This window comes from Actinomadura sp. NPDC000929 (assembly GCF_040492065.1).
GTDB lineage: Bacteria > Actinomycetota > Actinomycetes > Streptosporangiales > Streptosporangiaceae > Spirillospora > Spirillospora verrucosospora.
The window spans coordinates 1-25817 of sequence record NZ_JBEUPA010000095.1 but is presented as its reverse complement, the minus strand read 5'-3'; the positions used below and the strand labels follow the sequence as shown (position 1 = coordinate 25817).

23 protein-coding genes are annotated in these 25817 nt (G+C 72.6%); 11 read left to right on the top strand and 12 right to left on the bottom strand.

The window, feature by feature from the left end:
• Nucleotide 1 precedes the first annotated feature (1 nt).
• From ABWI04_RS27820 to ABWI04_RS27800, 5 genes are read right to left on the bottom strand one after another with little or no spacing between them, the layout of a single operon-like run.
• Nucleotides 2-1162 (bottom strand): aldose epimerase family protein, encoded by a 1161-nt coding sequence (locus ABWI04_RS27820; protein ID WP_345175975.1) that lies wholly within the window; start codon nt 1160-1162, stop codon nt 2-4.
• Between the two features lie 45 nt (nt 1163-1207).
• On the bottom strand, nt 1208-2701 hold the full coding sequence (gene araA / locus ABWI04_RS27815) for an L-arabinose isomerase (RefSeq protein ID WP_345175977.1): 1494 nt from the start codon (nt 2699-2701) through the stop codon (nt 1208-1210).
• A 23-nt stretch (nt 2702-2724) separates the two neighbouring features.
• On the bottom strand, nt 2725-3399 hold the full coding sequence (locus ABWI04_RS27810) for an L-ribulose-5-phosphate 4-epimerase (RefSeq protein WP_345175979.1): 675 nt from the start codon (nt 3397-3399) through the stop codon (nt 2725-2727).
• Nucleotides 3399-5054, bottom strand: coding sequence for a ribulokinase (locus ABWI04_RS27805; protein WP_360354752.1), 1656 nt, complete (start codon nt 5052-5054; stop codon nt 3399-3401). The genes ABWI04_RS27810 and ABWI04_RS27805 overlap by 1 nt, the downstream gene beginning before the upstream one ends.
• 38 nt (nt 5055-5092) lie before the next feature.
• Nucleotides 5093-6082, bottom strand: a complete 990-nt coding sequence (locus ABWI04_RS27800; protein ID WP_502913175.1) for a LacI family DNA-binding transcriptional regulator — start codon at nt 6080-6082, stop codon at nt 5093-5095.
• A gap of 319 nt (nt 6083-6401) precedes the next feature.
• Here ABWI04_RS27800 and fdhA point away from each other — a divergent pair, with 319 nt between their 5' ends.
• Nucleotides 6402-7616, top strand: a complete 1215-nt coding sequence (gene fdhA, locus ABWI04_RS27795; protein WP_345175982.1) for a formaldehyde dehydrogenase, glutathione-independent — start codon at nt 6402-6404, stop codon at nt 7614-7616.
• 177 nt (nt 7617-7793) lie between these two features.
• Here the strand turns inward: fdhA and ABWI04_RS27790 are convergent, their stop codons facing one another.
• The 4 genes from ABWI04_RS27790 to ABWI04_RS27775 all read right to left on the bottom strand — a co-directional run bounded on the left by ABWI04_RS27790 (nt 7794) and on the right by ABWI04_RS27775 (nt 12519).
• Entirely contained in the window at nt 7794-8603 is an 810-nt protein-coding gene (locus tag ABWI04_RS27790; RefSeq protein ID WP_353834289.1) for a tRNA(His) guanylyltransferase Thg1 family protein, read from the bottom strand.
• Between the two features lie 406 nt (nt 8604-9009).
• The gene (locus tag ABWI04_RS27785) at nt 9010-9627 is read right to left on the bottom strand and encodes a TetR/AcrR family transcriptional regulator (RefSeq protein ID WP_345175987.1); all 618 of its coding nucleotides are present in this window, start codon (nt 9625-9627) and stop codon (nt 9010-9012) included.
• A gap of 106 nt (nt 9628-9733) precedes the next feature.
• Nucleotides 9734-10963 carry an acyl-CoA dehydrogenase family protein gene (locus ABWI04_RS27780; RefSeq protein ID WP_345175988.1) on the bottom strand — a complete coding sequence of 410 codons (1230 nt, stop codon included), beginning with the start codon at nt 10961-10963 and terminating at the stop codon, nt 9734-9736.
• Between the two features lie 119 nt (nt 10964-11082).
• Nucleotides 11083-12519, bottom strand: a complete 1437-nt coding sequence (locus tag ABWI04_RS27775; protein ID WP_345175990.1) for a helix-turn-helix domain-containing protein — start codon at nt 12517-12519, stop codon at nt 11083-11085.
• A gap of 150 nt (nt 12520-12669) precedes the next feature.
• Here ABWI04_RS27775 and aceA point away from each other — a divergent pair, with 150 nt between their 5' ends.
• The 5 genes from aceA to ABWI04_RS27750 all read left to right on the top strand — a co-directional run bounded on the left by aceA (nt 12670) and on the right by ABWI04_RS27750 (nt 18408).
• The gene (aceA, locus tag ABWI04_RS27770; RefSeq protein WP_345175993.1) at nt 12670-13953 is read left to right on the top strand and encodes an isocitrate lyase; all 1284 of its coding nucleotides are present in this window, start codon (nt 12670-12672) and stop codon (nt 13951-13953) included.
• A 240-nt stretch (nt 13954-14193) separates the two neighbouring features.
• On the top strand, nt 14194-15711 hold the full coding sequence (locus tag ABWI04_RS27765; protein ID WP_345175995.1) for a M1 family metallopeptidase: 1518 nt from the start codon (nt 14194-14196) through the stop codon (nt 15709-15711).
• A gap of 104 nt (nt 15712-15815) precedes the next feature.
• Nucleotides 15816-16604: an ABC transporter permease gene (locus ABWI04_RS27760; protein ID WP_345175996.1), complete on the top strand. Its 789-nt coding sequence runs from the start codon at nt 15816-15818 to the stop codon at nt 16602-16604.
• Complete coding sequence (locus ABWI04_RS27755) at nt 16597-17415, top strand: ABC transporter permease (protein ID WP_353834288.1); 819 nt, start codon at nt 16597-16599, stop codon at nt 17413-17415. Before ABWI04_RS27760 ends, ABWI04_RS27755 begins: the two co-directional genes overlap by 8 nt.
• 12 nt (nt 17416-17427) lie before the next feature.
• Complete coding sequence (locus tag ABWI04_RS27750; protein WP_345176355.1) at nt 17428-18408, top strand: ABC transporter ATP-binding protein; 981 nt, start codon at nt 17428-17430, stop codon at nt 18406-18408.
• Here ABWI04_RS27750 and ABWI04_RS27745 read toward each other — a convergent pair.
• The gene (locus tag ABWI04_RS27745) at nt 18357-19022 is read right to left on the bottom strand and encodes a response regulator (protein ID WP_345176001.1); all 666 of its coding nucleotides are present in this window, start codon (nt 19020-19022) and stop codon (nt 18357-18359) included. The two genes, ABWI04_RS27750 and ABWI04_RS27745, sit on opposite strands and share 52 nt — an antisense overlap.
• Entirely contained in the window at nt 19019-20647 is a 1629-nt protein-coding gene (locus ABWI04_RS27740; RefSeq protein WP_345176004.1) for a sensor histidine kinase, read from the bottom strand. Before ABWI04_RS27740 ends, ABWI04_RS27745 begins: the two co-directional genes overlap by 4 nt.
• 212 nt (nt 20648-20859) lie before the next feature.
• On the opposite strand from ABWI04_RS27740, the gene ABWI04_RS27735 reads away from it, so the two are divergent.
• Genes ABWI04_RS27735 through ABWI04_RS27725 form a run of 3 tightly spaced genes read left to right on the top strand, consistent with a single transcriptional unit; the run spans nt 20860 to nt 23697 of the window.
• Nucleotides 20860-21651 (top strand): ABC transporter ATP-binding protein, encoded by a 792-nt coding sequence (locus tag ABWI04_RS27735; RefSeq protein ID WP_345176006.1) that lies wholly within the window; start codon nt 20860-20862, stop codon nt 21649-21651.
• The gene (locus ABWI04_RS27730) at nt 21641-22582 is read left to right on the top strand and encodes an ABC transporter permease (protein WP_345176009.1); all 942 of its coding nucleotides are present in this window, start codon (nt 21641-21643) and stop codon (nt 22580-22582) included. The genes ABWI04_RS27735 and ABWI04_RS27730 overlap by 11 nt, the downstream gene beginning before the upstream one ends.
• A 59-nt stretch (nt 22583-22641) precedes the next feature.
• On the top strand, nt 22642-23697 hold the full coding sequence (locus ABWI04_RS27725) for an ABC transporter substrate-binding protein (RefSeq protein WP_345176010.1): 1056 nt from the start codon (nt 22642-22644) through the stop codon (nt 23695-23697).
• 65 nt (nt 23698-23762) lie between these two features.
• Here the strand turns inward: ABWI04_RS27725 and ABWI04_RS27720 are convergent, their stop codons facing one another.
• Nucleotides 23763-24233, bottom strand: coding sequence for a hypothetical protein (locus ABWI04_RS27720; protein ID WP_345176012.1), 471 nt, complete (start codon nt 24231-24233; stop codon nt 23763-23765).
• A 181-nt stretch (nt 24234-24414) separates the two neighbouring features.
• On the opposite strand from ABWI04_RS27720, the gene ABWI04_RS27715 reads away from it, so the two are divergent.
• The gene (locus ABWI04_RS27715; protein WP_345176014.1) at nt 24415-25125 is read left to right on the top strand and encodes a hypothetical protein; all 711 of its coding nucleotides are present in this window, start codon (nt 24415-24417) and stop codon (nt 25123-25125) included.
• Between the two features lie 4 nt (nt 25126-25129).
• Nucleotides 25130-25817: hypothetical protein (locus ABWI04_RS27710; RefSeq protein ID WP_353834287.1), on the top strand; the 688-nt coding region annotated here is incomplete at its 3' end.

Sequence of the window (25817 nt, the reverse complement as noted above, 5' to 3'; positions counted from 1 at the left end):
GTCAGGCTCCGAACTGGTAGACGGTCGTGGAGTGGTAGGTCTGGCCGGGGTCGAGCTCCGTCGAGGGGAAGCCCGCCTGGTTCGGCGAGTCGGGGAAGTGCTGGGTCTCCAGCGCGAACCCGTCGCCCTGCCGGTAGACGCGGCCGCCGGTGCCGACCAGCGTGCCGTCGAGGAAGTTGCCCGAGTAGAACTGGAGCCCGGGCTGGTCGGTGGAGATGGCCAGGGTGCGGCCGCTGGCGGGATCCTGGACGCGCGCCGCGACCTTCCAGCCGGAGCCGTCGAGGGCGAAGTTGTGGTCGTAGCCCTGGCCGTGGAGGAGCTGGTCGAAGCCGGTCCGGATGCGGGCGCCGATCGCGGTGGGCCGGGTGAAGTCCAGCGGGGTGCCGTGCACCGGGGCGATCCGGCCGGTCGGGATGAGCTCCGCCGAGCCGACGGGGGTGTACCGGGAACCGTTGATCTGGAGCCGGTGGTCGTAGACCGTGCCGCTGCCCTCTCCCGACAGGTTGAAGTAGGAGTGGTTGGTGAGGTTGACGACGGTCGGCTTGTCGGTGGTGGCGCGGTAGTCGAACCGGATGGCGTTGTGCCGCGTGACGGAGATGGTGACGTCGGTCTTGAGGGTGCCGGGGAATCCCTGGTCGCCGTCAGGGCTGGTGTGGGACAGCCGGAGCGCGACGCCGCCGCCGGTCGTGACCGGGATCGCGGACCAGACGCGCTGGTCGAAGCCGGTCGTGCCGCCGTGCAGCGTGTTCCCGTTGTTGTTGGTGGTCAGCTGGTACGCGTGCCCGTCGAGCGTGAACCGGCCCTTGGCGATGCGGTTGCCGTACCGGCCGATGAGCGCCCCGAAGTAGGTGCTGTTCTTGGTGAGGTAGTCGGAGAGGGTCGGGAAGCCCAGGGTGACGTTGGCGAGCCTGCCGTGCCGGTCGGGCGTCTCGATGGTCTGGATGATGCCGCCGTAGGTGATCACCCGGATGCGCATCGAGCCGTTGGTCAGGGTGTAGCGCCAGACCTTGGTGCCGTCGGGCATCGTGCCGAACAGGTCCTTGCCGATCCCGGGCTTGAGGTGGCGGCCGGACGCCGTGGACGAGGGGGCGAATCCGCCGATCGCGGCGCCGGCGAGCACGGCCAGCGCGACCAGCCTTACCGCGAAGCGTGATCTGGTCATGGGACGGGTTTCCTCACAGATCTCGGGGGTGGGGGGTCCTGGCGGCTAGAAGCCTTGCGCCAGGCGGTGGTACGCCTGGTTCCAGCGCATCTCGCGGCGGAACCGGGCGACGTCGGTCTCGCCGTCGATGACGAGCAGTTCCACGCCCGTCATCTCGGCGAGGTCGGTCAGGATCTCGATGGTGACCGCCTGGGACAGCACCGTGTGGTGCGGTCCCCCGGCCGACAGCCACGCCTCGGTCGAGGTGCGGAAGTCCGGGCGGGGCGCCCACACGGCCCGGGCCACCGGCAGCCGGGGCAGCGGCTCGGGGGGTGTCACCAGGTCGATCTCGTTGGCGACCAGCCGGAACCGGTCGCCGAGGTCGGCCAGCCCGACGACGAGGCCCGGTCCCGGCGCCGCGTCGAACACGAGCCGGACCGGGTCCTGCCGTCCCCCGATGGACAGCGGGTGCACCTCGCAGGCGGGCACGCCGGCGGCGATGGAGGGGCAGACCTCCAGCATGTGGGCGCCCAGGACGAGCTCCCTGCCCGGCACGAGGTGGTAGGTGTAGTCCTCCATGAAGGAGGTGCCGCCGGGCAGTCCCGCGGCGGCGCTCTTGAGGGCCCGCAGCAGCAGGGCCGTCTTCCAGTCCCCCTCGGCGCCGAAGCCGTGGCCGTCGGCCATCAGGCGCTGCACGGCGATGCCCGGCAGCTGTGTCAGCCCGCCGAGGTCCTCGAAGTTGGTGGTGAACGCCTGGTAGGACCCGGCGGTGAGGAAGTCGCGCAGCCCGAGCTCGATGCGCGCGGCGTCGCGCAGCGCCGGGTGCCGTTCGCCGCCGGACCGCAGTTCCGGGACGACGGCGTACGCCTGCTCGTACTCCTCGGCGAGCTCGCCGACCCGGTGGTCCGGCACCGCGTCGACGGCCGCGACGAGGTCGTTCACGCCGAAGGCGCTGACCGAGGCGCCGAACCGGATCTGCGCCTCGACCTTGTCGCCCTCGGTGACGGCGACGTCCCGCATGTTGTCGCCGAAGCGGGCGAGCCGCAGCGTCCGCAGGTCGGCGCAGCCCCGGGCGGCCCGGACCCACGAGGCGATCCGCGCGCGCACCGCGGGGTCGGTGGTGTGCCCGGCCACCGTGGTGCGCGCCGTGCCGAGCCGGGTCTGGACGTGGGCGTGCTCCCGGTCGCCGTGCGCGGCCTGGTTGAGGTTCATGAAGTCCATGTCGATGCTCGCCCACGGCAGCGCCACGTTCGCCTGGGTGTGCAGGTGCAGCAGCGGCTTGAGCAGGGCGTTCAACCCGGCGATCCACATCTTGGCGGGCGAGAACGTGTGCATCCAGGTGATGACCCCGACGCAGTCGTCGTCCGCGCTCGCCTGGAGCATCGTCCGCCGGATGGCCTCCGCGCCGGTGAGCACCGGGCGCCACCGCACCGCCGCCGGGATGCCCGGATCCTCGTCCAGGGCCCGGGCGATCCGCTGCGACTGCTCGGCGACCTGGCGGAGCGTGTCCTCGCCGTACAAGGACTGGCTTCCGGTGAGGAACCAGATGGTCGGTGCCATCGCTGGGCTGCTCCCTTCGCGGGTCAAGGACGCTGTCCGTAGACGTTCTGGTAGCGGTGGTGCAGGCGGTCGATGTCCTCGGGCCGCAGCGGGACGGGGTCGCCGAGCTGGCGGGCGAGGTGCACCGCGCGCGCCGCGTCCTCGCACATCACCGCGGCCTTGACCGCGGCCCGCGCGTCCGCGCCGATGGTGAAGACGCCGTGGTTGCGCATGATCACCGCTGGGGAGCGGTGGCCCCGGAGCGTGCCGACGACGCCGCGCCCGATCGAGTCGTCGCCGATGGGCGCGAAGGGGCCGAGGGGGATCTCCGCGCCGAACTCGTCGGCCATGGCCGTGAGGACGCAGGGCACTGGCTCCCCGCGCGCGGCCCAGGCGCAGGCGTACGCGGAGTGCGTGTGCACCACCCCGCCGACCTCGGGCATGTGCCGGTAGACGTAGGCGTGCGCGGCGGTGTCGCTCGACGGCCGCAGGTCGCCCTCGACGACCCCGCCTTCGAGGTCGCAGACCACCATCGCCTCCGGGGACAGGTCGTCGTACGAGACGCCGCTGGGTTTGATCACCATCAGGTCGCGGCCGGGCACCCGGGCGGAGACGTTGCCGGCCGTCCACACGACCAGTCCGTACCTGACGAGTTCGGCGTGCAGATCGCTGACGGTCCGCCGCAGCGCGCGGACCGCCTCGTCGTGCGTGCCGGGCATCACAGGTCCCCTTCCGAGCCGAGCGCGTCGTTGCGCAGCCGGCGCAGCCGGTGCAGGATCTCGCTGCTCCCGCCGCCCCGGGCCGCGAAGTGGTCGTGCAGTTCGCGGTACTCCGCGTAGAGGAGGTCGTAGGCGCGGGACCGGACCGGATCCGGCGCGTAGGCCGCGGTGACCACCCGGCCCATCGCCGCCGAGGCCTCGGGCACGTCCCGGTAGGCGCCCGCCGCGACCGCGGCGTGGATGGCGGCGCCGAGCGCCGGCGCCTGGTCGGAGGCCGCGATGGAGACCGGCCGGCGCAGGACGTCGGCGTAGGTCTGCATCAGCGCCGCGTTGCGTTTCAGCCCGCCGGCGACGACGAACTCCTCGACCGGGACCCCGGCCGCCTCGAAGGCCTCGACGATGACCCGGGTGCCGTAGGCCGTCGCCTCCATGAGCGCGCGGTAGACCTCCTCCGGCCGGGTGGCCAGGGTCATTCCCGCGATCACGCCCGACAGGTGGTGGTCGACCAGGACCGAGCGGTTGCCGCCCATCCAGTCCAGGGCCACCAGCCCGTGCGAGCCGACGGGCGCGTCCGCGGACGCCGCCGCCAGTTCGGCGTGGTCCCGTCCGGTCATGCGGGTCCACCAGGCGAAGACGTCGCCGACCGCGCTCTGCCCGGCCTCGTAGCCGTAGGCCCCGGCGGTGATGCCGCCGTCCACGACGCCGCAGATCCCCGGCACCTCGGCGAGGACCGCGCTGTTGACCACGTGGCAGGTCGACGTCCCCATGATCGCCAGCAGCCTGCCGTCGCCGACCGCGCGGGCGGCCGGCGCGGTCACATGGGCGTCGACGTTCCCGGCGGCCACCGCGACGCCCTCCGGCAGGCCGGTCAGGCGGGCCGCCTCGGCGGTCAGCGTCCCCACCCGCGACCCCAGCGGGGAGAGCGGATGGGCCAGCCGCGTGGCCGCGAAGTCGGCGAAGCCGGGGTGCAGCGCGGCCAGGTAGCCGGCGGAAGGGTAGCCGCCGTCCTGGTAGAGGCCCTTGTAGCCGGCCGTGCAGGCGTTGCGCGTCTCGCGGCCGGCCAGCTGCCAGACGATCCAGTCCGCCGCCTCGATCCAGCGCTCCGTACGCCGGTAGGTGTCCGGGTCCTCCTCCAGGACCTGCAGCGCCTTGGCGAACTGCCACTCCGAGGAGACCCGCCCGCCATACCGCGCGATCCACTTCTCCCCCCGCTCGTGCGCCAGCGCGGTGATGCGGTCGGCCTGCGGCTGCGCCGCATGGTGCTTCCACAGCTTCGGCCAGGCGTGCGGCCGGGCGGCCGTCTCCGGGAGCTCGCACAGCGGGGTGCCGTCCGACCGGACGGGAAGCACCGTGCAGGACGTGAAGTCGGTGCCGATCCCGATGATGCGCGCCGGGTCCACCCCGGCCTCGGCGACGGCCGCGGGGACGGCGGTGCTCAGCACTGCCCGCCAGTCCGCGGGATTCTGCAGCGCCCAGTCGGGCGGGAGCGGCTCCCCCGTGCCGGGCAGGGCACTCTCGATCACCGCGTCGGCGTAGTCGTGGACGGCGCCGCCGAGCTCGGCGCCGTCGGCGACCCGGACGACGACCGCCCGGCCGGACAGCGTGCCGAAGTCGACGCCGACGACGCAGGCGGCCTGCTCGTTGTTAGCGCTCACAATTTCCTCATCGCTGGAGTACGGGGGCATCGGTCGGGTCAGGGGCGCGGGGCCGGCCGGGCGCTGGACCTCACCACCAGCTCCGGCGGGATCAGCACATTCCCCGGCGGCCCCGGGGAGCCGCCCAGGCGCTGCACCAGCAGCTCCAGCGAACGGCGGCCGAGCTCGCCGAAGTCCTGGCGCACCGTGGACAGCGGCGGGATGAAGTAGGCGGCCTCCGGGATGTCGTCGAAGCCGACCACGCCGACGTCCTCGGGAACCCGGCGGCCGGCCTCGTGCAGGGCGCGCAGGACGCCCAGGGCCATGTGGTCGTTGGCGCAGAACACGGCCGTGACCGCGGGGTCCTCCGCGAGCCGCCGGCCGGCCTCGTAGCCCGACCGGGCGCTCCAGTCACCGGTCAGCGTCTCCGGCACCGCCGCTCCGGCCTCGGTCAGGGTCGCGCGCCAGCCGTCGGCCCGGCCGACCGCGTCGAGCCAGGTCGCGGGGCCCGCGATGTGGTGGACGGTGCGGTGCCCGAGATCGAGCAGGTGGCGGGTGGCCGCCACGGCGCCGGCGCGCTGGTCGATGGCCGCCATCGGAACCCCCGCGGTCGGCCCGCACCCGGCCCCCACCAGCGGCACGAGCCGGCCGGCCTGCGCCAGCACGTCGTTGGTCGAGATGTGCGGGGCGATCACCACGACTCCTTCGACGGCCTGCTCCGCCAGCCGTCCGACCGCGTCCAGCAGGGCGCGCTGCGTGATCGCCCGCAGGCTGACGATGCTGACGAAGAAGTCGGCGTTCCTGGCGGCCTGCTCGATGCCGTGCAGCATCGAGGCCGGGCCGTAGAGCGTGGACTCGAAGCTGACCACGCCGAGCGTCCTGGAGCGCCGGGTCACCAGGGTCCGGGCCGCCGAGTTCGGCCGGTAGCCGAGCTCGGCGATGGCCGCCAGCACCCGGGCGCGGGTCCGCGCCGAGACGTTCGGGTGGTCGTTGACCACCCGCGACACCGTCTGGTGCGACACCCCCGCCAGCTGGGCGACGTCGGCCATGATCGGTGGATTCGACGAGCCGTGGTCCGCCACCGTCTCCTCCTCCGCCCTCGCGCCGGCGCCCGGCATCTGATGCGTAGGGCCGATTGTGAGCGTGAACATTTCGTCCGTCAAGACCCAGAACGCAAGCTTTCACCGCCGGGCCCGCGAGGTCCGGGCTCCTGGCGCTCGCGCAAGAAAAACGGACTAAAAGCACGAAACCGGGTACATCTCGGACGTACCCATTGTGGACACCCGTGACGTCCGAGGACGGGGGCGACGAGCACGGGCCGCCGTTCCGGGCGCCTGCGAGCCGACCCTCCACCTGGAAGGAGAGGACGTGGCTGACACCAATCGAGGCGTCGTGTACCAGGGGCCGGGCGAGGTCACGGTCGAGGACCTGGACTTCCCCAAGCTCGAACTGGCCGAACAGGGCGGGCGCAAGCTGCAGCACGGCGTCATCCTGAAGGTCCTGGCGACCAATATCTGCGGCTCCGACCAGCACATGGTGCGCGGCCGGACGACCGCGCCCGCCGGGCTGACGCTCGGCCACGAGATCACCGGCGAGGTGATCGAGACGGGCCGGGACGTCGAGTTCATCAAGGAGGGCGACCTCGTCAGCGTCCCGTTCAACATCGCGTGCGGCCGCTGCCGCAACTGCAAGGAACGCAACACCGGCGTGTGCGAGAACGTCAACCGGGAGCGCCCGGGCGCCGCCTACGGCTACGTCGACATGGGCGGCTGGCACGGCGGCCAGGCCGCGTACGCGGTCGTCCCGTACGCCGACTTCAACCTGCTCAAGTTCCCGGCCGACCGCGACACCGTGATGGAGAAGCTGCCCGACCTGGCGATGCTGTCGGACATCTTCCCCACCGGATACCACGGCGCCTACACCGCCGGCGTCACGACCGGTTCGACCGTGTACGTGGCGGGCGCGGGACCGGTCGGCCTCGCGAGCGCCACCGCCTGCCTGCTGCTCGGCGCCGCCGTCGTCATCGTCGGCGACATGAACGCGCAGCGGCTGGAGCAGGCCCGCGGCTTCGGCTGCGAGACGATCGACCTGTCGGAGCACGGCGACGTCGGCGCGCAGATCGAGCAGATCCTCGGCGTCCCCGAGGTGGACGCCTCCGTCGACTGCGTCGGGTTCGAGGCGCGCGGCCAGGGGCACGAGGGAGCGAGGACGGAGCAGCCGGCGACCGTCCTCAACACGCTCATGGAGGTCACCCGCACCGCCGGCGGGCTCGGCATCCCCGGCCTGTACGTCACCGGGGACCCGGGCGCGTCGGACGAGAACGCGAGGGTGGGCCAGCTCGGGCTGCGGATCGGCCTCGGCTGGGCCAAGTCGCAGTACATCGTCACGGGCCAGTGCCCGGTGATGAAGTACAACCGGCAGCTGATGATGGCGATCCTTCACGACCGGGTGCAGATCGCCCAGAACGTCAACGCGTCGGTCATCCCGCTCGAGCAGGCGCCGCAGGGCTACGCCGAGTTCGACCGGGGCGCGGCGCGCAAGTACATCCTCGACCCGCACGGCCTGGTGGGGGCCGCGGCCTAGCTCCGACGGCGATGCGCGGCACCGCCGCCATGGCGGCGGTGCCGCGGATTCACCGCAGAGCGACCCGGCGCCGGGCGACGACCGACCGACGGCCGTCGCCCGGCTCCCGGAGCCTGCCGTCCGCGGCGCGCGTCGGCAGGCAGGGCTCTCACCTGCCCGGCCTCCAGGAGGTGCGGGTCAGTCCCGGCGCTCCCCGGCCAGCGCGGGAAGCGGCGGGACGGTTTCAGCGAGCCAACCGCCGGCGTCGGCGGTGAAGTGCGGGGCGGCGTCGGTCTCCCACCACGACCGGATCGCCGTGGTCGTCACCTGGTTCCCGGTCCGGCGGTCGGTGTAGGTCACCGGCCGCTCCCCCGTCCGCCGCACCGTGACCCGCCCGCGCTTGCAGCCTGCCGGGTAGTCGTTCCAGTTCACCCCGGCCTCGCTCCACAGCAGCTCCTGCATCTCGCCGGTGCCGATCTTGTGGAGCCGCTTGTGGGAGAAGTGCGCCTGCGCCGCCATCGAGATGCTGTTCCGGACGGCGTCGCGCTGCCGCCACAGGAAGTAGTTCGCGACGTCCACCTGGCCCGGGATCGTGAACACCCGCGCGTCGAACGTCGCCCGGGACGCCGGCGGCGCACCACTCGCGGGCGCGTACGCGTCGTTGAACGCGACCGTCGCCGTCGACGCCGCGACCGAGGCCATCTTCTGGATCACCCCGCCGAACCACGGCTCCGTGCCCGTCCCCGCGAAGTCGCTCAGCAGCACCGAGCACTCGTCGGACTGGGTGAAGGCGAACACCGCACCCGACATGTCCGCGCAGAGGGCCTCGGCAACGGTGTTCATCGCGGCCATGACGGCGTCGTCGAACGGCCGGTCCGCGTGCCGGAGGAACGAGTGGAACGACCGGCCGTCGACCCGCACGACCGTGTAGGTGCGGCGCGGCAGGATCGTGCGGGTGGCCTGCTCGTACGCCTTCATCCGGTCACCGAGCGCCGTGGTGTCACTCACCGGCCACTCCAGCGGTGAGGCGGCGGGCCGCCGGGGGCGGTGTTGGACGGCGGGGCGGTGGAGGCGCCGGGATCTTCGGCCATTCTTTGTCCTTTGGCGGCGGCAGGGTCTCATGGGGGTTACGGCTTTTTATCAGCGTTTGCGCCCAGCCCCCAGTCATTCCTCCGGGCTCGACGGCTCGTCCACCGTGCGGGTGGTCGTCGCTTCGGGGCTCTCGGTTTCCGTTCCGGGCGGTCGGCGGGGCGGTAACCAGTACTCGGCGGCTCTGCCCGGCCCGCCGCGGCGGCCTGGGAAGCGGTGCGATTCCTCGTCTGGTTCGCCGACGGCGCGGCCTGGTCGGCTCGCCGCGCGGGGCGTTCGAGGCGTTCTGGGACCCGGCAGACCGGACGCTTCCGGAGCGGGTGGATCAGGGGTAGTTCTTGGGGCCGTACATGCGCAGGACGAGCGCATGCAGGTTGGTGCGGAACTCTTCCAGCGTCTCGGGCGAGATGGCGGACTCGTCCGGGGCGGCCCGGGCCGGTGAGTGGTCGCTGTGCAGCATCCCGCCGGTGATGAAGCCCGCGACCGACCAGATGATCGTCCAGGTGACGAAGTCGGTCTGGACGTCCTCGGGCGCCATGGGGCCGACCGCGTCGGTGACCATGGTGATGATCGGTCCGCGGTATCGGACGTCGAGTTCGGCGGTGGCCGACGCGTCGCCCATCCAGCGGTGCATCCACAGCATCGAGGTGTGCGGGTTGCTGACGTGGAAGTCCAGGTAGGCGTCCGCCAGCTCGGTCAGCCCCGCCGGCGTGCGAGGAGTCGAGGCCAGCGCGGCCTGCACCATTTGCACCTCGGCCTCATGCACTCGCAGCATCACGGTCTTGTACAGCTCGGTCTTGCCGCCCGTGAGCGCCGTGAGCGTGGCGGTGTCCACCCCGGCGGCTTCGGCCACCAGCTCGACCGGGGTCCCGTCGAAGCCAAGCTCGGCGAAGAGCCTGGTAGCGACGTCGACGATCCGCTCCACGGCGAGGTTCTCCTCCACACACCCAACGTAACCGATGAGGTGCGGGGGTGTGGAGCCGGGAAGACGGCCGGGGCGCCTGGGCGTCTTCGAACAAGGCGGCCCGGCCGTCTGTGCAGGTCGGCTGCTACCTGACGGGGAGGCCCGTGACGGTGCGGCCGATCACCAGGCGCTGGATCTCCGAGGTGCCCTCGAAGATGGTGAAGATCTTGGAGTCGCGGTGCATGCGCTCGACCGGGTACTCGCGGGTGTAGCCGTTGCCGCCGAGGATCTGGATGGCCTCCTCGGTGACGTGGACCGACATCTCGCTGGCCATCAGCTTGGCCATCGAGCCCTCGGCGTTCTCGAAGTCCTTGCCGGTGCGGGCCATCCAGGCGGCCCGCCACACCATGAGGCGGGCGGCGTCCAGGCGGCACTTCATGTCGGCCAGCTTGAAGGCGACGGCCTGGAAGTCTCCGATCTTCCTGCCGAACTGCTCGCGCTCCCGCGCGTACTCGAGGGCGTAGTCGTAGGCGGCGCGGCCGACGCCGAGGGCCATGGCCCCGACGGCCGGGCGGGTCGTCTCGAAGGTCTTCATCGCGGCCTGGCCCTTGGAGCTCTTGCCCTCGCGGCTGCGCGCGATGCGCTCGTCGAACCGGTCCTTGCCGCCGACGATCAGGTGGGACGGGATCCGGACGTCGTCCAGGATCACCTCGGCGGTGTGGGAGGCGCGGATGCCGTGCTTCTTGAACTTCTGGCCCTGCCGCAGGCCCGGGGTGTTCGGCGGGACGATGAAGCTGGCCTGGCCGCGGCTGCCGAGGTCGGGGTGCACCGAGGCGACGATCACGTGGACGTCGGCGATGCCGCCGTTGGTCGCCCAGGTCTTGGTGCCGTTCAGCACCCACTCGTCCTTGGCCTCGTCGAACACGGCGCGGGTGCGGATCGAGCCGACGTCGCTGCCCGCGTCGGGCTCGGAGGCGCAGAACGCGCCGAGCTTGATGTCGTCGGCGCTGCCGAACATCTGCGGCACCCACTCGCTGACCTGCTCCGGGGTGCCCACGGCGGCGACGGACGCGGCGGCGAGGCCGGTTCCCACGATCGACAGGGCGATGCCCGCGTCGCCCCAGAACAGCTCCTCGAACGCCACCGGAATGCCGAGCCCGGTCGGCTCCAGCCACTGGGTGGCGAAGAAGTCGAGCGAGTAGATGCCGACCTTGGACGCCTCCTGGATCAGCGGCCAGGGGGTCTCCTCGCGCTCGTCCCACTCCTCCGCGGCGGGGCGGATGACGTCCTTGGCGAACTCGTGCACCCAGTCCCTGACCTCGCGAACGTCCTCGCTGGGCTCCAGCGAGAACGGCGTCTGCTCCGCGCTCGTCATGATTAATTGACCCTCTCTCCAATATCGCGTGTTACCAACGGTAGCACCATTCGGAGTTACCACGGGTAACACGCGGGCGGACGCCGTCCGCGCCGGGCCACGGGGTCAGGACACGCCCGTCACTCGGCGGCGTGCCGGTCCAGGAACTCGTAGACGTCGGCCTCGTCGACACCGGGGAACGCCCCCGGCGGGAGGACCGACAGGACGTGCGAGTGGGCGCGCGCCGACGGCCAGGCCATCCCCTCCCACCGGTCCGACAGCGCCTTCGGGGGACGCTGGCAGCAGTCGCCGTCCGGGCAGGCCGACCTGACCCGCCGGGTCGTCTCCCGGCCGCGGAACCAGCGGGAGTCCTCGAACCGGACGCCCAGCGTGATCGCGAAGTCGCGCTCGTGGCTGGGGTCGATGTGCGACAGGCACCAGTACGTCCCGTTCGGGGTGTCGGTGTACTGGTAGTAGACGGAGAAGCGGTCCGCGGCGCCGAACACGTGCCGCCCGGCCCACTCCCGGCACATCCGCTGGCCCTCGATCGCGCCGTCCTCGTCCTGGGGGAAGGCCAGGCCGTCGTTGGCGTACGCCTTGTAGATCGTGCCGTTCTCGTCGTTCTTGGTGAAGTGCAGCTGGAGGTCGAGGTGGTGGGTCGCGACGTTGGTGAAGCGGTGCGCGGCCATCTCGTAGGAGACGGAGAAGACGTCCGCCAGGTCCTCCACCGACAGCTCCCGGGCGGCCTTGGCCTCCTGCAGGAACGGGACGACGCTGCGCTCGGGCATCAGGATCGCGGCGCCGAAGTAGTTGGCCTCGACGCGCTGGCGCAGGAAGTCGGCGAAGTCGCGCGGCTGGTCGTGGTCGAGGGCGATGTGCCCGAGGGTCTGCAGCAGGATCGTCCGCGGCGTGTGCATGCCGAGCTGCTCGCGCTCCAGGTAGATCCGCCGGTTGCGCAGGTCGGTGATCGACCGGACCGAGCGCGGCAGGTCCTGGACGTACTGGAGGCTGAAGCCGAAGTGCCCGACCAGCGTCATCAGCAGCCCCTGCGAGACCGCGCCGCGCCGGTACCCGACCGCGTCGAGGGTCTGGGACGCGACGTGCTCGATGTCCGCGAAGTGGTTGCCGCGCTCGTGCATCTGGCGGCGCAGCTCGGCGTTGGCCTTGCGGGCCTCCTCGGGGCTCGCGGTGGGCTTGGTACGGCTGCGCCGGAGCTCGCCGTACAGCGCGAGGATGTGCTCGATGACCTCGTTCGGCATGCGCTTGCCGACCTTCAGGTGCGACAGGCCGAGCGTCCGGTACAGCGGGTCGCGCTGCGCCTCCTCCAGCTGGATCTCCAGCTGGGCGCGCCGGCTGGGGGGCTGGCGGCGCAGGAGCTCCTCCACCGGGCATTCCAGCGCGGCGGCGAGGGCCTGCAGCAGCGACAGCTTGGGCTCGCGCCGTCCGTTCTCCAGCAGGGAGAGCTGGGACGGGGCGCGGCCCACGCGCTCGCCGAGCTCCGACAGCGTCAGGCCGCGGGCGCGCCGCAGATGGCGGAGCCGCTGCCCGAACGTGACGAGATCAACGTCGCTCGTCAAGTTGAGAGGTTCTTCTGTCCGCAAGGTCGTCACAGCTTCATCATAGCGGAAATATCGCACTTCTTTCGTTACTCGCGAGTTCATAACGGGCTTGCACCGGGGGCATAGTCGTGAGCAAGCACCCAGGGGACGACACGGAAGGGCGAGAAGATGAGCGACAGTCGCCTCAAGGGCGCAGCCGAGGAGCTGCAGCGGCAGTGGGAGTCCGACCCGCGTTGGAAGGGCGTCGAGCGGACCTACACGGCCGAGGACGTCGTCCGGATCCGCGGATCGGTCCAGGAGGAGCACACTCTCGCGCGTCTCGGCGCCGAGCGGCTCTGGACCCTCCTGCATGAGGAGGACTACGTCCACTCCCTCGGCGCGCTGACCGGGCTGCAGGCCGTCCAGCAGGTCAAGGCCGGCCTGAAGGCCATCTACCTGTCCGGCTGGCAGGTCGCGGCGGACGCCAACCTGGCGGGCCAGACCTACCCGGACCAGAGCATCTACCCGGCGAACTCGGTTCCGGCCGTCGTGCGCCGCATCAACAACGCGCTGCTGCGCGCCGACCAGGTGCAGTGGGCCGAGGGTGAGGGCGACACGCATTTCCTCGCCCCGATCGTGGCCGACGCCGAGGCCGGCTTCGGCGGCGTGCTGAACGCCTTCGAGCTGATGAAGGGCATGATCGCCGCGGGCGCCGCGGGCGTGCACTGGGAGGACCAGCTGGCCTCCGAGAAGAAGTGCGGCCACCTCGGCGGCAAGGTCCTCATCCCGACCTCGCAGCACGTCAAGACCCTCAACACGGCCCGCCTCGCGGCGGACATCTCCAACGTGCCGTCTCTGATCATCGCGCGGACCGACGCCGAGGCCGCGACCCTGATCACGACGGACGTGGACGAGCGCGACCGCGAGTTCACCACCGGCGAGCGCACCGCCGAGGGCTTCTACCGCGTCCGCAACGGCATCGAGCCCTGCATCGCCCGCGCCAAGGCCTACGCGCCGTACTCCGACCTCATCTGGATGGAGACCGGCACCCCGGACCTGGAGCAGGCGCGCCGGTTCGCCGAGGCCGTGAAGGCCGAGTACCCGGACCAGATGCTGGCCTACAACTGCTCGCCCTCCTTCAACTGGAAGGCGCACCTGGACGACGCGACCATCGCCAAGTTCCAGCGCGAGCTCGGCCACATGGGCTTCAAGTTCCAGTTCATCACCCTGGCCGGGTTCCACGCGCTCAACTACGGCATGTTCGACCTGGCGCACGGCTACGCCCGCGAGGGCATGACCGCCTACGTCGACCTCCAGGAGCGCGAGTTCGCGGCGGCCGAGAAGGGCTTCACCGCGGTCAAGCACCAGCGCGAGGCCGGCACCGGCTACTTCGACATGGTCAGCACCGCGATCAACCCGGACTCCTCCACCACCGCGCTGAAGGGCTCGACGGAAGAGGGCCAGTTCCACTGACCCACGCCGGCCGGCGCCGCCGGCCCCGCTCTCCGGCCTGATCCCCAGGACCCCTAAGGCCCCCGCGTTCCTACACCCGCGGGGGCCTTACGGCGTCCCGGCACACCCCCGCGCCGTCCCTCTCACCACCCTCGTGCGCCCCTCACGTTCCGGCCACATTCGGCAACGGATCTCGACAAAGGCCGCCGGGCGGGCGCATCGTGAGCCCCGCTAGTCGATCTCCCTGAGAGAGGACCCCTGATGGCGCGTGACCCCCGGTTCATCCGGTCCCGGGCGATCCCCGGCCGGATGCTTCCGCTCGCCGTCGCCGCGGTGAGCGTCGTCGCGCTCGCGCCCGCCGCCTCCGCGGACGGGCAGGGCCAGTACGGGCGCTTCACCCCCGGCGCCCCCGGCGTCGGCGACTCCTACTTCCCGCTGGAGGGCAACGGCGGCTACGACGTCCGCCACTACTCGCTGGACCTGCGCTACGACCCCGACTACGACCAGCTCGACGGCACCGTGACCGTGACCGCGCGCGCCACCCAGAACCTGTCGCGGTTCGACCTCGACCTGTCCGGGATGGACGTCGACAAGGTCTGGGTCGACCACGGCCAGGCCCGCTACCAGCGGCGCGGCCAGGAGCTGGTCATCACGCCCCGGCACGGGCTGCGCAAGGGCCGGACCTTCACCGCGGTCATCAGGTACGGCGGCGTGCCGCAGACCATCGTGGGCTCGCCGATCGTCTTCGGGTCCCCCTACGGCTTCCTGCACACCCCCGACGGCGCGTTCGTCGGCGGCGAGCCGAACGGCGCCAGCACCTGGTTCCCCGTCAACGACCACCCGAGCGACAAGGCCACCTACGACTACACGATCACGGTGCCGAAGGGCCTGACGGCCGTCGCCAACGGCCGCCCGGCGGGGCACCGCTCCGCCGTCGCGGGCTTCAGCCGCCGCGCGTCCAAGACCCCCGCCGAGGTCTTCAAGTGGCGCGAGGACAGCCCGATGGCCAGCTACCTCACCACGATCGACATCGGCAGGTGGGACGTGAGGCAGGGCCGGACGCCGCGCGGCGTCCCCAACTACACGGCCGTCGACCCCGAGCTGCTCGCCGCCCAGCCGGACGCGGTGAGCTTCTTCTACGACACCACCAGCGAGGTCACCGACCTCTGGTCCAAGACGTTCGGGGAGTACGCGTTCGGCAGCACCGGCGCGATCGCCGACGACGCCCGCTTCAACGGCCAGCCGCTCGGGTTCTCCCTGGAGACGCAGAGCAAGCCCGTGTACTCGGCCGTGCGGAGCACCGGCACGATCGCGCACGAGCTGGCGCACCAGTGGTACGGCGACGCGGTCTCGCCCGCGCGGTGGAAGGACGTCTGGCTGAACGAGAGCTTCGCCACCTGGGCCGCGTGGTACTACACCGAGGTGCGCGGCGGCCGCTCCGTGCACGACGCGGCCCGCGCCACCTACGCCGCCCGCCCGTTCCCCGACGCGGCGGGACGCCCGTACTGGTCGGTGCTGACCGCCGACCCGCAGCGCGACACCATGTTCAACGACCGCGTGTACAGCGGCGGCGGCATGATGCTGCAGTTCCTCCGGGAGAAGATCGGTGACGACAGGTTCTTCACCCTGCTCCGGACGTGGTACGCGCAGCACAAGTACGGCAACGCCAGGACCGAGCAGTTCACGGCGCTGGCGCAGCGGGTCGCCGGGCAGGACCTGAGCGGGTTCTTCAAGGACTGGCTCTACTCCCCCGTCAAGCCCGAGATCCCGCAGGGCTGAGCACGTCCCGCACGTGGACCGGCCCCCGGCGCGACCCGCCGGGGGCCCGTCTATGTGCGAAAGTACGTGGTCGCGGGTGGGGCGCCCGTCTAGGCTTCCGGCAAGTGGGCGTCCTTCCGTGGGTGTGGTGGTACGGGTTCCGCCGTCACACCGCCTATCCGCTCGGGTCCCTGACCGAGTCGCTCACCAACATGATGTTCGGCTTCCTGCGCGCCTACGTTCTGCTGGCGCTGTGGGAGGTCCGGCCGTCGCTCGGCGGGTACACGGCCGCCGACGCCGTGACCTTCTGCTTCGTCACCCAGGCGCTGATCGGGCCGGTGCAGATCTTCGGCGGGATGGAGCTGACGGAGCGCATCCGCAACGGCGACGTCGCGATCGACCTGCACCGCCCCGCCGGGCTGCAGAGCTGGTGGCTGGCCCACGACCTCGGCCGCGCCGCGAGCTCGCTGGTGCTGCGCTCGGGACCGCCGCTGCTGGCGGGCGCCCTGGCGTTCCCGTTCCGCTGGCCGGGTCCGGCGCACCTGGCCGCGTTCGCGGTGGCGCTGGTCCTGGCGACGTTGGTGAGCTTCGGGCTGCGCTACCTGGTGGCGATGGGGATGTTCTGGCTGCACGACGACCGGGGTTTGAGCGCCGTCACGCTCGTGATGTCGCTGTTCTTCTCCGGGATGATCCTGCCGCTCGTCGTGTTCCCCGGGCGGCTCGGCCGGACCGCCGAGCTCCTGCCGTGGGCGGCGCAGATCCAGGTGCCGGCGGACGTGTTCCTCGGCCGGTACGGCGGCGCCGGCCTGGCCGGCGCGCTGGCGTTCCAGGCGGGGTGGGCGGCCGTCCTGCTCGGGGCGGGCGCGCTGGCGACGCGGGCGGCGCGGCGCAGGCTGGTGGTCCACGGTGGCTGACCCCGCGGCGCCCGGCGCGCTGCGCGTGTACGGGCTGCTCGCCTGGACGTGGATCCGGGCGGCGGCGCAGTACCCGGTGTCGATGGTGCTGCTGGGCCTGGCCACGGCGGTCGTCTCCGTCCTGGACGCGGTCGCCATCATGGTGCTGTTCTCGCGGGCGCCGCGCATCGCCGGGTTCGGCGTGTCCGAGGTCCTGTTCCTGTACGGCACGTCGGCCCTGTCCTTCGCGCTCTCCGACATCGTCCTCGGGTCGACCGAGCGGCTCGGGGCGCACGTGCGGGAGGGGACGCTGGACGCGATGCTGGTGCGCCCGGTGAGCCCGCTGGTCCAGATCGCGACGGAGGGGTTCACGCCGCGGCGGCTCGGCAAGCTCGTCCCGGCCGTGCTGGTGCTCGGGTACGCGCTCGGCCGCCTGGACGTCCACTGGACGCCGGGCCGGCTCGCGATGGTCCCGGTCATGGTGCTGTCCGGGGCGGCGATCTTCGGCGGGCTGTGGGTGCTGACGGCCGCGGTGCAGTTCGTGCTCGTCGACAGCCACGGGGCGAGCAAGTCGCTCACCTACGGCGGCGCGTTCCTCACCCAGTACCCGATGACCGTGTTCGCCCGCGACCTGGTCCGCGGGGTGACGTTCGTCGTGCCGCTGGCGTTCGTCAACTGGCAGCCCGCGCTGTACGTCCTGGACCGTCCGGACCCGCTCGGGCTGCCGGGCGCGGCGCGGTTCGCCTCCCCGGCGGTCGCCGCGGCGCTGGGCGCGGCGGCGGCGGCCGCGTGGCGGGCCGGCCTGCGCCACTACCGATCGACAGGGAGCTGATTGCCGGTGCCGATGATCGAGGCCGAGGACGTGGCCAAGGCCTTCACCGTGCGGACACGCTCGGGCGTCCTGCGGCGGGGGCGCAGGACGGTGCGCGCGGTGGACGGGGTGTCGTTCACGGTGGAGCGGGGCGAGTTCGTCGGCTACCTCGGCCCGAACGGGGCGGGGAAGTCGACGACGATCAAGATGCTGACCGGGATCCTCACCGCGTCGTCGGGCACCCTGCGGGTGTGCGGGCTGGACCCGTCACGGCGCCGCACGACGCTCGCGCGCCGCATCGGGGTGGTGTTCGGGCAGCGGACGACGCTGTGGTGGGACCTGCCGCTGCGCGCCAGCCTGGCGCTCGTCCGCCGGCTCTACCGGGTCGAGGCGGCCGCGCACCGGGAGCGCCTGGCGGAGCTGACCGCGCTGCTGGAGCTGGAGCCGTTCCTGGACACCCCGGTCCGGCAGCTCAGCCTCGGCCAGCGGATGCGGGGCGACCTCGCGGCGGCGCTGCTGCACGACCCGGAACTGCTCGTCCTGGACGAGCCGACGATCGGCCTGGACGTGGTGAGCAAGGCGACCGTCCGCGGATTCCTGGAACGCGTCAACGCCGAGCGCGGCACCACGGTCCTGCTGACCACGCACGATCTCGGCGACATCGAGCGGCTCTGCCGCCGCGTCCTGATCATCGACCACGGCCGGCTCGCCTACGACGGCGGGCTGGAGGAGCTGCGCCGCACCGTGGACGCCGACCGGCTGCTGGTCGTGGAGCTCGCGCGGCCGGCCCCGCCGATCACGCTGGACGGGATCGAGGCGGAGCGGGTCGAGGGGCCGCGGCAGTGGCTCCGGCTGCCGAACGCGGCGAACGCGGCGGCCGTGGTCGCCGCGCTGGCCCGCGACCACGACATCCGCGACATCTCCCTGCGGGAGGCGGGCATCGAGGACGTCCTCGCCGGCCTCTACCGGGGCGACCACGCGTACTGGTGCTCCGGCCGGCCCGTGGCGCCGTAGCGCAGCGTCACCACGACCCGCCCGGCCTCGGCGAGCGCCGCGAGGTAGCGCTGGGCGGTGGCGCGGGAGATGCCGACCTCGTCGGCGATCTCGGCCGCGGACCGCGGCTCCTCCGCCCGCCGCAACGCGTCGCAGACCAGCCGCGTCGTCACCGGCGACCGGCCCTTGGGCGCGGGCGCGCGGGCGTGCAGCGGCGCGTACAGGGCGCGGACCGCGCCGTCGAGGTCCTCCTGGGACAGCTCGCTCCCGCCCGCGAGGGCGTCCCGGTACCGGGCGTAGGCGGTGAGGCGGTCGTTCAGCGCGGCGGCGGTGAACGGCTTGATCAGGTAGTGCAGGGCGCCGTGCCGGAAGGCCTCGCGCACGGCGCGGGGGTCGGCGGCGGCCGTCGCCATGATGACGTCGGCGTCCAGGTCGGGCAGCAGGGTGAGGCCCGAGGCGTCCGGCAGGTAGACGTCCAGCAGGACGAGGGCGGGCCGCAGCTCGGCGGCCATGGACCTGGCCTGGGCGGCGGAGTGCGCGAGCCCGGCGACGGCGAACCCCCGCAGCGCCGCCACGAACCCGGCGTGGACCTGCGCCACGCGGAAGTCGTCGTCCACCACGAGCACGTCGATCATCGCACCGCCTCCGCGCCCAGCACCCCGGGGAGGCGGGCGACCGCCACGGCCCCGCAGCCGCCGGGACCGCCCGTTCCCGCGTCCACGAACGTCACGTCGCCGCCGCGGGCGCGGGCGGTGCGGCGCGCCAGGCCGAGCCCGAGCCCGCGCGAGCGGCCCGCCGCGGCGTCGCGGGTGGAGACGCCGTCGTCGAACACGGCGTCGCGCAGGCCGTCCGGCAGCCCGTCGCCGGAGTCGGTGACGGTGGCGTGCAGGTCGCGGCCGTCGCCGAGCAGCTCGACCTCGACGCGGGCGGGCCGCCGCGGCCCGAGCCGCGCGGCCTCGACGGCGTTGTCGACGAGGTTGCCGACGACGGTCGTCACGTCGAGAGGGTCCGCGACCCGGCCCGGCACGTAGCTGCCGGCGCCGATGTCGAGCCGGACGCCCTTCTCGGCGGCGACGGCGGACTTGGCCGACAGGAACGCCCGCAGGTAGGGGTCCGAGACGGGGTCGGGCAGGTTGTCGGGCGCCGGGGCGCGGCGCGCGGCGTCCTCCATCAGGGTGCCGACGTAGTCGGCGGCCTCCTCGCTGTGGCCGAGCTGGAGCAGGCCCGCGAGGGTGTGCAGCCGGTTGGCGTACTCGTGGCGCTGCGCGCGGAGGGCGTCGAAGAGGGTGCTGACCGAGTCCAGCTCGCGGGCGAGGGTCTCCAGGTCGGTGCGGTCGCGCAGGGTGATGACGGCGCCGAGGTCGCGGCGGTGCCTGCGGACCTCCCGCCGGTTGACGACCAGGACGCGCTCCCCCGCGGTGACGAACAGGTTCGCGGCGTCGCGGCGTCCCGTGAGGACGTCGCGCAGCGTCCCCTCCGCGGCGAGATCCCCGGCGGGGGCGCCGCGCTTGAGGGCGACGCCGAGCAGCCGGGACGCCTCGTCGTTGCAGACCGCGATCCGGCCCGCGGTGTCGACGGCCACGACGCCCTCGCCGACGCCGTGCAGCACCGCCTCCCGCTCGTGGACGAGCTCCACCAGCTCGTAGGGTTCGAGGCCGAGCGTCTGCCGCTTCAGCCGGCGGCCGATCGCGACCGAGGCGACCACGCCGAGCAGGACGGCGCCCGCGACGAACAGCGACATCTCGCGCAGCACGTGGCCGAGCTCCCGGTCGATGGCGCGGGCGTCGAACCCGACGCTGACCTCGCCGAGGATCCGCCCGTCCGGGCCGTACAGCGGCACCTTGCCGCGCGCGGACAGTCCGAGCGTGCCGCGCTCGACGCGGACGACCTCCCGCCCGGCCAGGGCGTCGGAGGGGTCGGTGCTCACGTGCCTGCCGAGCTCCAGCGGGTTCGGGTGGGACATCCGCAGGCCGCGGTTGTCGGTCACCACGACGAACAGCGCCCCCGTCCGGGCCCGGACGCGTTCGGCGCGGTCCTGCACGAGCCCGGCGCGGTCGCCGGCGGCGACCGCCGACGCGATCCGCGGGTCGGCGGCGACGCTGCGCGCCACCGTGAGGGCCCGCTGGCCGTACTGGTCGCGGAGCCGGCCGTCGAGCATCCAGGCGACCAGCCCGTACCCGAGGACCGCCACCACCACGACCACTCCGACCTGCAGGATCAGCACCTGGCGGGCGAAGGTGATGCGGGGCCGGACGGACATGACGTGCACCGTAGACCATGCCGGCCCGGCCGCCCAGCCCCCGGGCGAGCAGAACGAGCAAAACCCTGCGTATCGCGCTTAACGAGGGGATTCGCGGCTTGCGAGCACATCGCGGGCAAGGGTTCCGGTGACGCGCGCCACATCCGTACGGTGCCGCCGTGTCCACATCAGCATCATCCAAGCGAGACGGGGCCGGGCGACCGGCCGGGCCCGTGATCGAACTGCACGGCGCCACCAAGCGCTTCCGGTCGGCGGGCGGCGTCCACACGGCGGTCAGGGACCTGCACATGGCCGTGGGGCCGGGCGAGTTCGTCGCCGTGGTCGGCCCGACCGGCTGCGGGAAGTCGACCACCCTGTCCCTGGTCTCCGGACTGGAGCCGGCGTCCGCCGGCCGGGTCCTGGTCCACGGCAGGCCCGTGGACGGGATCCCCGACGGGGTCGGCTACATGTTCCAGAACGACGCCGTCCTCCCGTGGCGGTCCGTCCTGGACAACGTCGCGGCGGGGCCCCGCTACCGGGGCGCCTCCAAGCGGGAGGCGCGCGACCGCGCCCGGGACTGGGTCGCGCGGGTCGGCCTCGCCGGCTTCGAGGGCTATTACCCCCACCAGCTGTCGGGCGGGATGCGCAAGCGCGTCGCGCTGGCGCAGACCCTCGTCAACGAGCCGTCCGTGCTGCTCATGGACGAGCCCTTCTCCGCCCTGGACGTCCAGACCCGCGGCCTCATGCAGGACGAGCTGCTGCGCCTGTGGTCGGGGTCCGGCGCCGCCGTCGTGTTCGTCACGCACGACCTGGAGGAGGCGCTCGTGCTGTCCGACCGGGTCGTGGTCATGACCGCGGGCCCCGCGACGATCAAGAGCGTGTTCGAGGTGCCGCTGGAGCGGCCGCGCGACGCCGAGGAGGTCCGGCTCACCGGCGGTTTCCTCGACATCTACCGCGAGGTGTGGGACTCGCTGCGCGAAGAGGTCCAGATCACCCGCGAGAGAGGGGCCGGCCATGCGGCGTGAGACGAGGACGCGCGAGGCGGAGACCGCCCCGGCGGCGGAGACCGCCGACCGGCCCGTGCCCGCTCCGGACGACGCCGTTCCGGAGGACCGGAGCGAGCACGGCGACGTGGCCGCGATCGCGCGGCTGCGCACGGCCGGGCTGCGCCGCACCCTCGGCATCACCGCCGTCCGGGTCGCGCTCGTGGTGGTCTGGCTCGGGTCGTGGGAGCTGGCCGCGCGCAACTGGATCGACCCGTTCTACTACTCGATGCCGTCGAAGATCTGGGAGCGGCTCGTCGACTGGTTCACCGAGGGCACCTCGCAGGGGTCGATCTGGGAGCAGATCTCGGTCACGCTCCAGGAGGCGGTCGCGGGCTTCGCGCTCGGCGCCGCGGGCGGCGTCGTGCTCGGCATCGTGCTCGGCCGGAGCCGGTTCCTGTCGGACGTGTGCGCCCCGTTCATCAAGGCCGTCAACGCGATCCCGCGCATCATCCTGGCCTCGCTGTTCATCATCTGGTTCGGCCTCGGCATGCAGTCCAAGATCGCCACGGCGTTCGTGCTGGTGTTCTTCGCGGTCTTCTTCAACGCCTTCCAGGGCGCCCGCGAGGTCGACCGGAACCTCGTCAACAACGCGCGGATCCTCGGCGCGGGGCGGACGCAGGTGCTGTGGACGATCGTGGTGCCGAGCGCCACCTCGTGGATCCTCGCCTCGCTGCACTCGGCGTTCGGATTCGCCATCATCGGCGCGGTCGTCGGCGAGTACACCGGCGCCGACCGGGGCCTCGGCCTGCTCATCAACCACTCCCAGGGCACCTTCGACGCCGCCGGGATCTACGCCGGAATGATCATCATCACGGTGCTGGCGCTGCTCGCCGAGTACCTGCTCACGCTGCTGGAGGGCCGGCTGCTGCGCTGGCGCCCCGCCGCGTCCGGGCACGACGTCCAGATCTGACCCCGCCCGGCCCCGCCCCCGGGCCTTCCCACCCCCATCGCACGACCAGGAGAACCGCCATGCCCACCACCTCCGTCCGGGCCGGCGCAGCCGCGCTCGCCGCCCTCACCGCCCTGTCGTCCCTGTCCGCCTGCCGCGACTCCCGCGCCGGTTCCGGCTCGGACGGCGGCTCCGGCGGCACGGTCAAAATCATGATCGGCGGCATCGACAAGGTCATCTACCTGCCCGCCAAGCTGACCGAGCAGCTCGGCTACTTCAAGGAGCAGGGCCTGGACGTCCAGCTGCTCACCGAGCCCGCCGGGGCGCAGGCCGAGAACGTGCTCATCTCCGGGGACGTCCAGGGCGTCGTCGGCTTCTACGACCACGCCATCCATCTCCAGACCAAGGGCAAGTGCGTGCAGAGCGTCGTGCAGATGGCGGACGTGCCCGGCGAGGCGGAGATGGTCTCGGCGTCCAAGGCGGGCTCCCTGACCTCCCCGGCCGGGTTCAAGGGCAAGAAGCTCGGCGTGACCAGCCCGGGCTCGTCCACCGACTTCATCACCCGCGCGCTGGCCGTGCGCAACGGCGTCAAGACCTCCGACTACACGACGGTGAAGGCGGGCGCGGGCCAGACCTTCATCGCCACGATGGAGAACGGCGGCATCGACGCCGGCATGACGACCGACCCGACCATCGCCAAGCTCGTCAGCACCGGCAAGGCCAAGGTCATGGTCGAGATGCGCACCGAGGAGGGCACCCGCCGGGCGCTCGGCGGCCTGTACCCGTCCAGCTCGCTCTACATGGACTGCGCGTACGTGAAGTCGCACGGCGAGACCGTGCAGAAGCTCGCCAACGCCTTCGTCAAGACGCTCGGCTGGATCAAGCAGCACAAGCCCGCGGAGATCGCGGCGAAGATGCCGAAGGACTACGCGGGCGGCGATCCGGCGCTGTACGAGAAGGCGATCGGCGACTCGATCAGCATGTTCAACGGGGACGGCGTGATGAAGCCGGACGCCGCCGAGAACGTCCTGAAGGTGCTGGCGCAGTTCTCCCCCGAGGTCGCGGAGAAGAAGGGGCAGATCGACCTGGCCGAGACCTACACCACGCGTTTCGTCAGCAACGCGAAGCAGGGCTGATCGTGCCCGTCTGACCCGAACGGACGCGGTGACGCGGGCCGGGCCTCGCGCGGAGGCCCGGCCCGTCAGCGTCCCATGGCGGAGGAGAAGTCCGCGTCGGCGGGATCCTCCCGTCGCCCCGACCCCCAGCGCCGCGGCGCCCAGGCGGGCATCAGCAGCGCGAATCCCATCATCCCGTACACGCCGGACCCGAGCAGCATGCGCAGGCCGAAGTCCATGTCGCCGGCGGGCGGCACCCTTCCGGGCAGGTCGAGGGCGTGGCCGGGGTCGACCAGGAAGTAGGCGGACGCGCCGAGCAGCGCCAGCGCCGGCACCAGCGAGACCAGCGGCGACGCCCACCGCGCGACGATGACGACGCCCGTCACCAGGCCCACGGCGGCGAGCAGGGCGAACGCGCCGTAGATGCGCGTCCGGTCGGTGATCTCCTGCCCGGTGCCGTCGAAGGACTGCCCGGCCTGGACGTACCCCCAGGCCGCCCCGTACACCAGCGCGGGGGTGAGCAGGACGCCGAGGACGAGGCCGAACGCGTGGCGCACCGCGCATCACATCCATTCGAACGCGCCCGCCGCGGGGCGCGGGGTTCCGGTAGCGCCCCAATCACAACACGCGCGCCGGTGACGCCGCAGGAAATCCGTACCGTTTTATGGTGGTTCGTTTTGAACGCCTTTGGCTGGGCATCGCCGTCTCATTCGATCCGACAGCACGTTGGAGGAAACAATGTCGACCGCGATTTGGGTCGTCGTCGCCCTGGTGGTCGTCGCCGTTCTCGCCGCGGCCGGGTACCTCGCCACGACCCGGTCACGCACGGCGCGGCTCAGGCGGCGGTTCGGTCCCGAGTACGACCGGGTCCTGGAGCGCGAGGGCGGCCGCGCGGCCGCCGAGCGGGAGCTGCGCTCCCGCGAGCAGCGCCACCAGGAGCTGGAGCTGCGCGACCTCGACCCCCGGCGCCGCGAGGAGTACCGCGAGCAGTGGGTCCGCGTCCAGGAACGCTTCGTCGACGCCCCCGAGGCGGCGGTCGAGCAGGCCGACCAGCTCGTCACGGTGGTGATGGGCGAGCGCGGCTACCCCACGCACGGCTTCGAGGAGAAGGTCGCCCACCTGTCGGTCGAGCACGGCCGCACGCTGGACCACTACCGGCGGGCCCACACCATCAGCGGGAAGGCCGCGACCAAGGAGGCCTCCACCGAGGACCTGCGCCAGGCGATGGTCCACTACCGCGCCCTGTTCGAGGAGCTGCTCGCCCCGCACGGCGAGGGCCACCACGGCAAGGGCGAGGAGCACACCCCGGGGAACCCCGCGAAGCACGCCGCTCCGCACGCCGAGCAGCACGCCGCGGAGCGCACCGACGACCACGCCGGCAAGCACGCCGCCGCCCCCGCCGGCCCTGCCGCCGGGCAGCGCGGCGACGACCGAACCATGAGGAGCTGACCCGATGGAGCACAGGCGACCCGAGACCGGAACGCCCGCGGCCGCCGGGCCGCTCACCGGCGAGCGCGCAGGCGCCGCGGGAACGGCGGAACCCGGGACGACCGACGACCGGCACGTCGCCGGACCCGCACCGACCGCCCCCGGCGGGCAGGCGCCCGAGACCGTGCCGGACACGGTCCCGGACCAGGTGCCGGCCCACCGCGGCACGGACCGCGCCAGGACCCCCGTCAGGGACGCGGGCGCGATCAAGACCCCGAGCCAGGAGGCCAACCAGGTCAAGGCGTCCAGCCGGGACACCGACCCGATCGGGACCCCCGTCCAGAACGGCGAGCCCAAGCACGCCGCTCCCCAGCGGCCGGGCGCCGTCCCCGGCGCCCCGGGCACCGCGTCCGGCGGCGTTCAGGAGAAGCTGATCGACCCGGCCGAGGCCGAGCGGTTCCGGGAGCGGTGGCACGAGGTCCAGGCCGCCTTCGTCGACGACCCGGGCGAGTCGGTGCGCAAGGCGGACGGCCTGGCCTCCGAGGCCGTCGACGCCCTCGGGCGCGCGCTGGCCGCGCACCGGCGCTCGCTCACCGCGGCGCTGGACGGCGGCGAGGGTAGTTCAGCGGCGGCACCGCCACGGCGACCACCAGGACCGCCGCCGGGTGGCTGCGCCGCCACGCCAGCGCCGCCGACGCCGCGGCGATCAGCGC

What these genes read in the sequence shown, in the direction of transcription:
- ABWI04_RS27820 (WP_345175975.1), bottom strand. Translation starts at nt 1,162, where the DNA reads ATGACCAGATCACGCTTCGCGGTAAGGCTGGTCGCGCTGGCCGTGCTC.
- araA (WP_345175977.1), bottom strand. Translation starts at nt 2,701, where the DNA reads ATGGCACCGACCATCTGGTTCCTCACCGGAAGCCAGTCCTTGTACGGC.
- ABWI04_RS27810 (WP_345175979.1), bottom strand. Translation starts at nt 3,399, where the DNA reads ATGCCCGGCACGCACGACGAGGCGGTCCGCGCGCTGCGGCGGACCGTC.
- ABWI04_RS27800 (WP_502913175.1), bottom strand. Translation starts at nt 6,082, where the DNA reads ATGGCCGACGTCGCCCAGCTGGCGGGGGTGTCGCACCAGACGGTGTCG.
- ABWI04_RS27780 (WP_345175988.1), bottom strand. Translation starts at nt 10,963, where the DNA reads ATGACGAGCGCGGAGCAGACGCCGTTCTCGCTGGAGCCCAGCGAGGAC.
- aceA (WP_345175993.1), top strand. Translation starts at nt 12,670, where the DNA reads ATGAGCGACAGTCGCCTCAAGGGCGCAGCCGAGGAGCTGCAGCGGCAG.
- ABWI04_RS27765 (WP_345175995.1), top strand. Translation starts at nt 14,194, where the DNA reads ATGGCGCGTGACCCCCGGTTCATCCGGTCCCGGGCGATCCCCGGCCGG.
- ABWI04_RS27750 (WP_345176355.1), top strand. Translation starts at nt 17,428, where the DNA reads ATGATCGAGGCCGAGGACGTGGCCAAGGCCTTCACCGTGCGGACACGC.
- ABWI04_RS27745 (WP_345176001.1), bottom strand. Translation starts at nt 19,022, where the DNA reads ATGATCGACGTGCTCGTGGTGGACGACGACTTCCGCGTGGCGCAGGTC.
- ABWI04_RS27740 (WP_345176004.1), bottom strand. Translation starts at nt 20,647, where the DNA reads ATGTCCGTCCGGCCCCGCATCACCTTCGCCCGCCAGGTGCTGATCCTG.
- ABWI04_RS27730 (WP_345176009.1), top strand. Translation starts at nt 21,641, where the DNA reads ATGCGGCGTGAGACGAGGACGCGCGAGGCGGAGACCGCCCCGGCGGCG.
- ABWI04_RS27725 (WP_345176010.1), top strand. Translation starts at nt 22,642, where the DNA reads ATGCCCACCACCTCCGTCCGGGCCGGCGCAGCCGCGCTCGCCGCCCTC.
- ABWI04_RS27715 (WP_345176014.1), top strand. Translation starts at nt 24,415, where the DNA reads ATGTCGACCGCGATTTGGGTCGTCGTCGCCCTGGTGGTCGTCGCCGTT.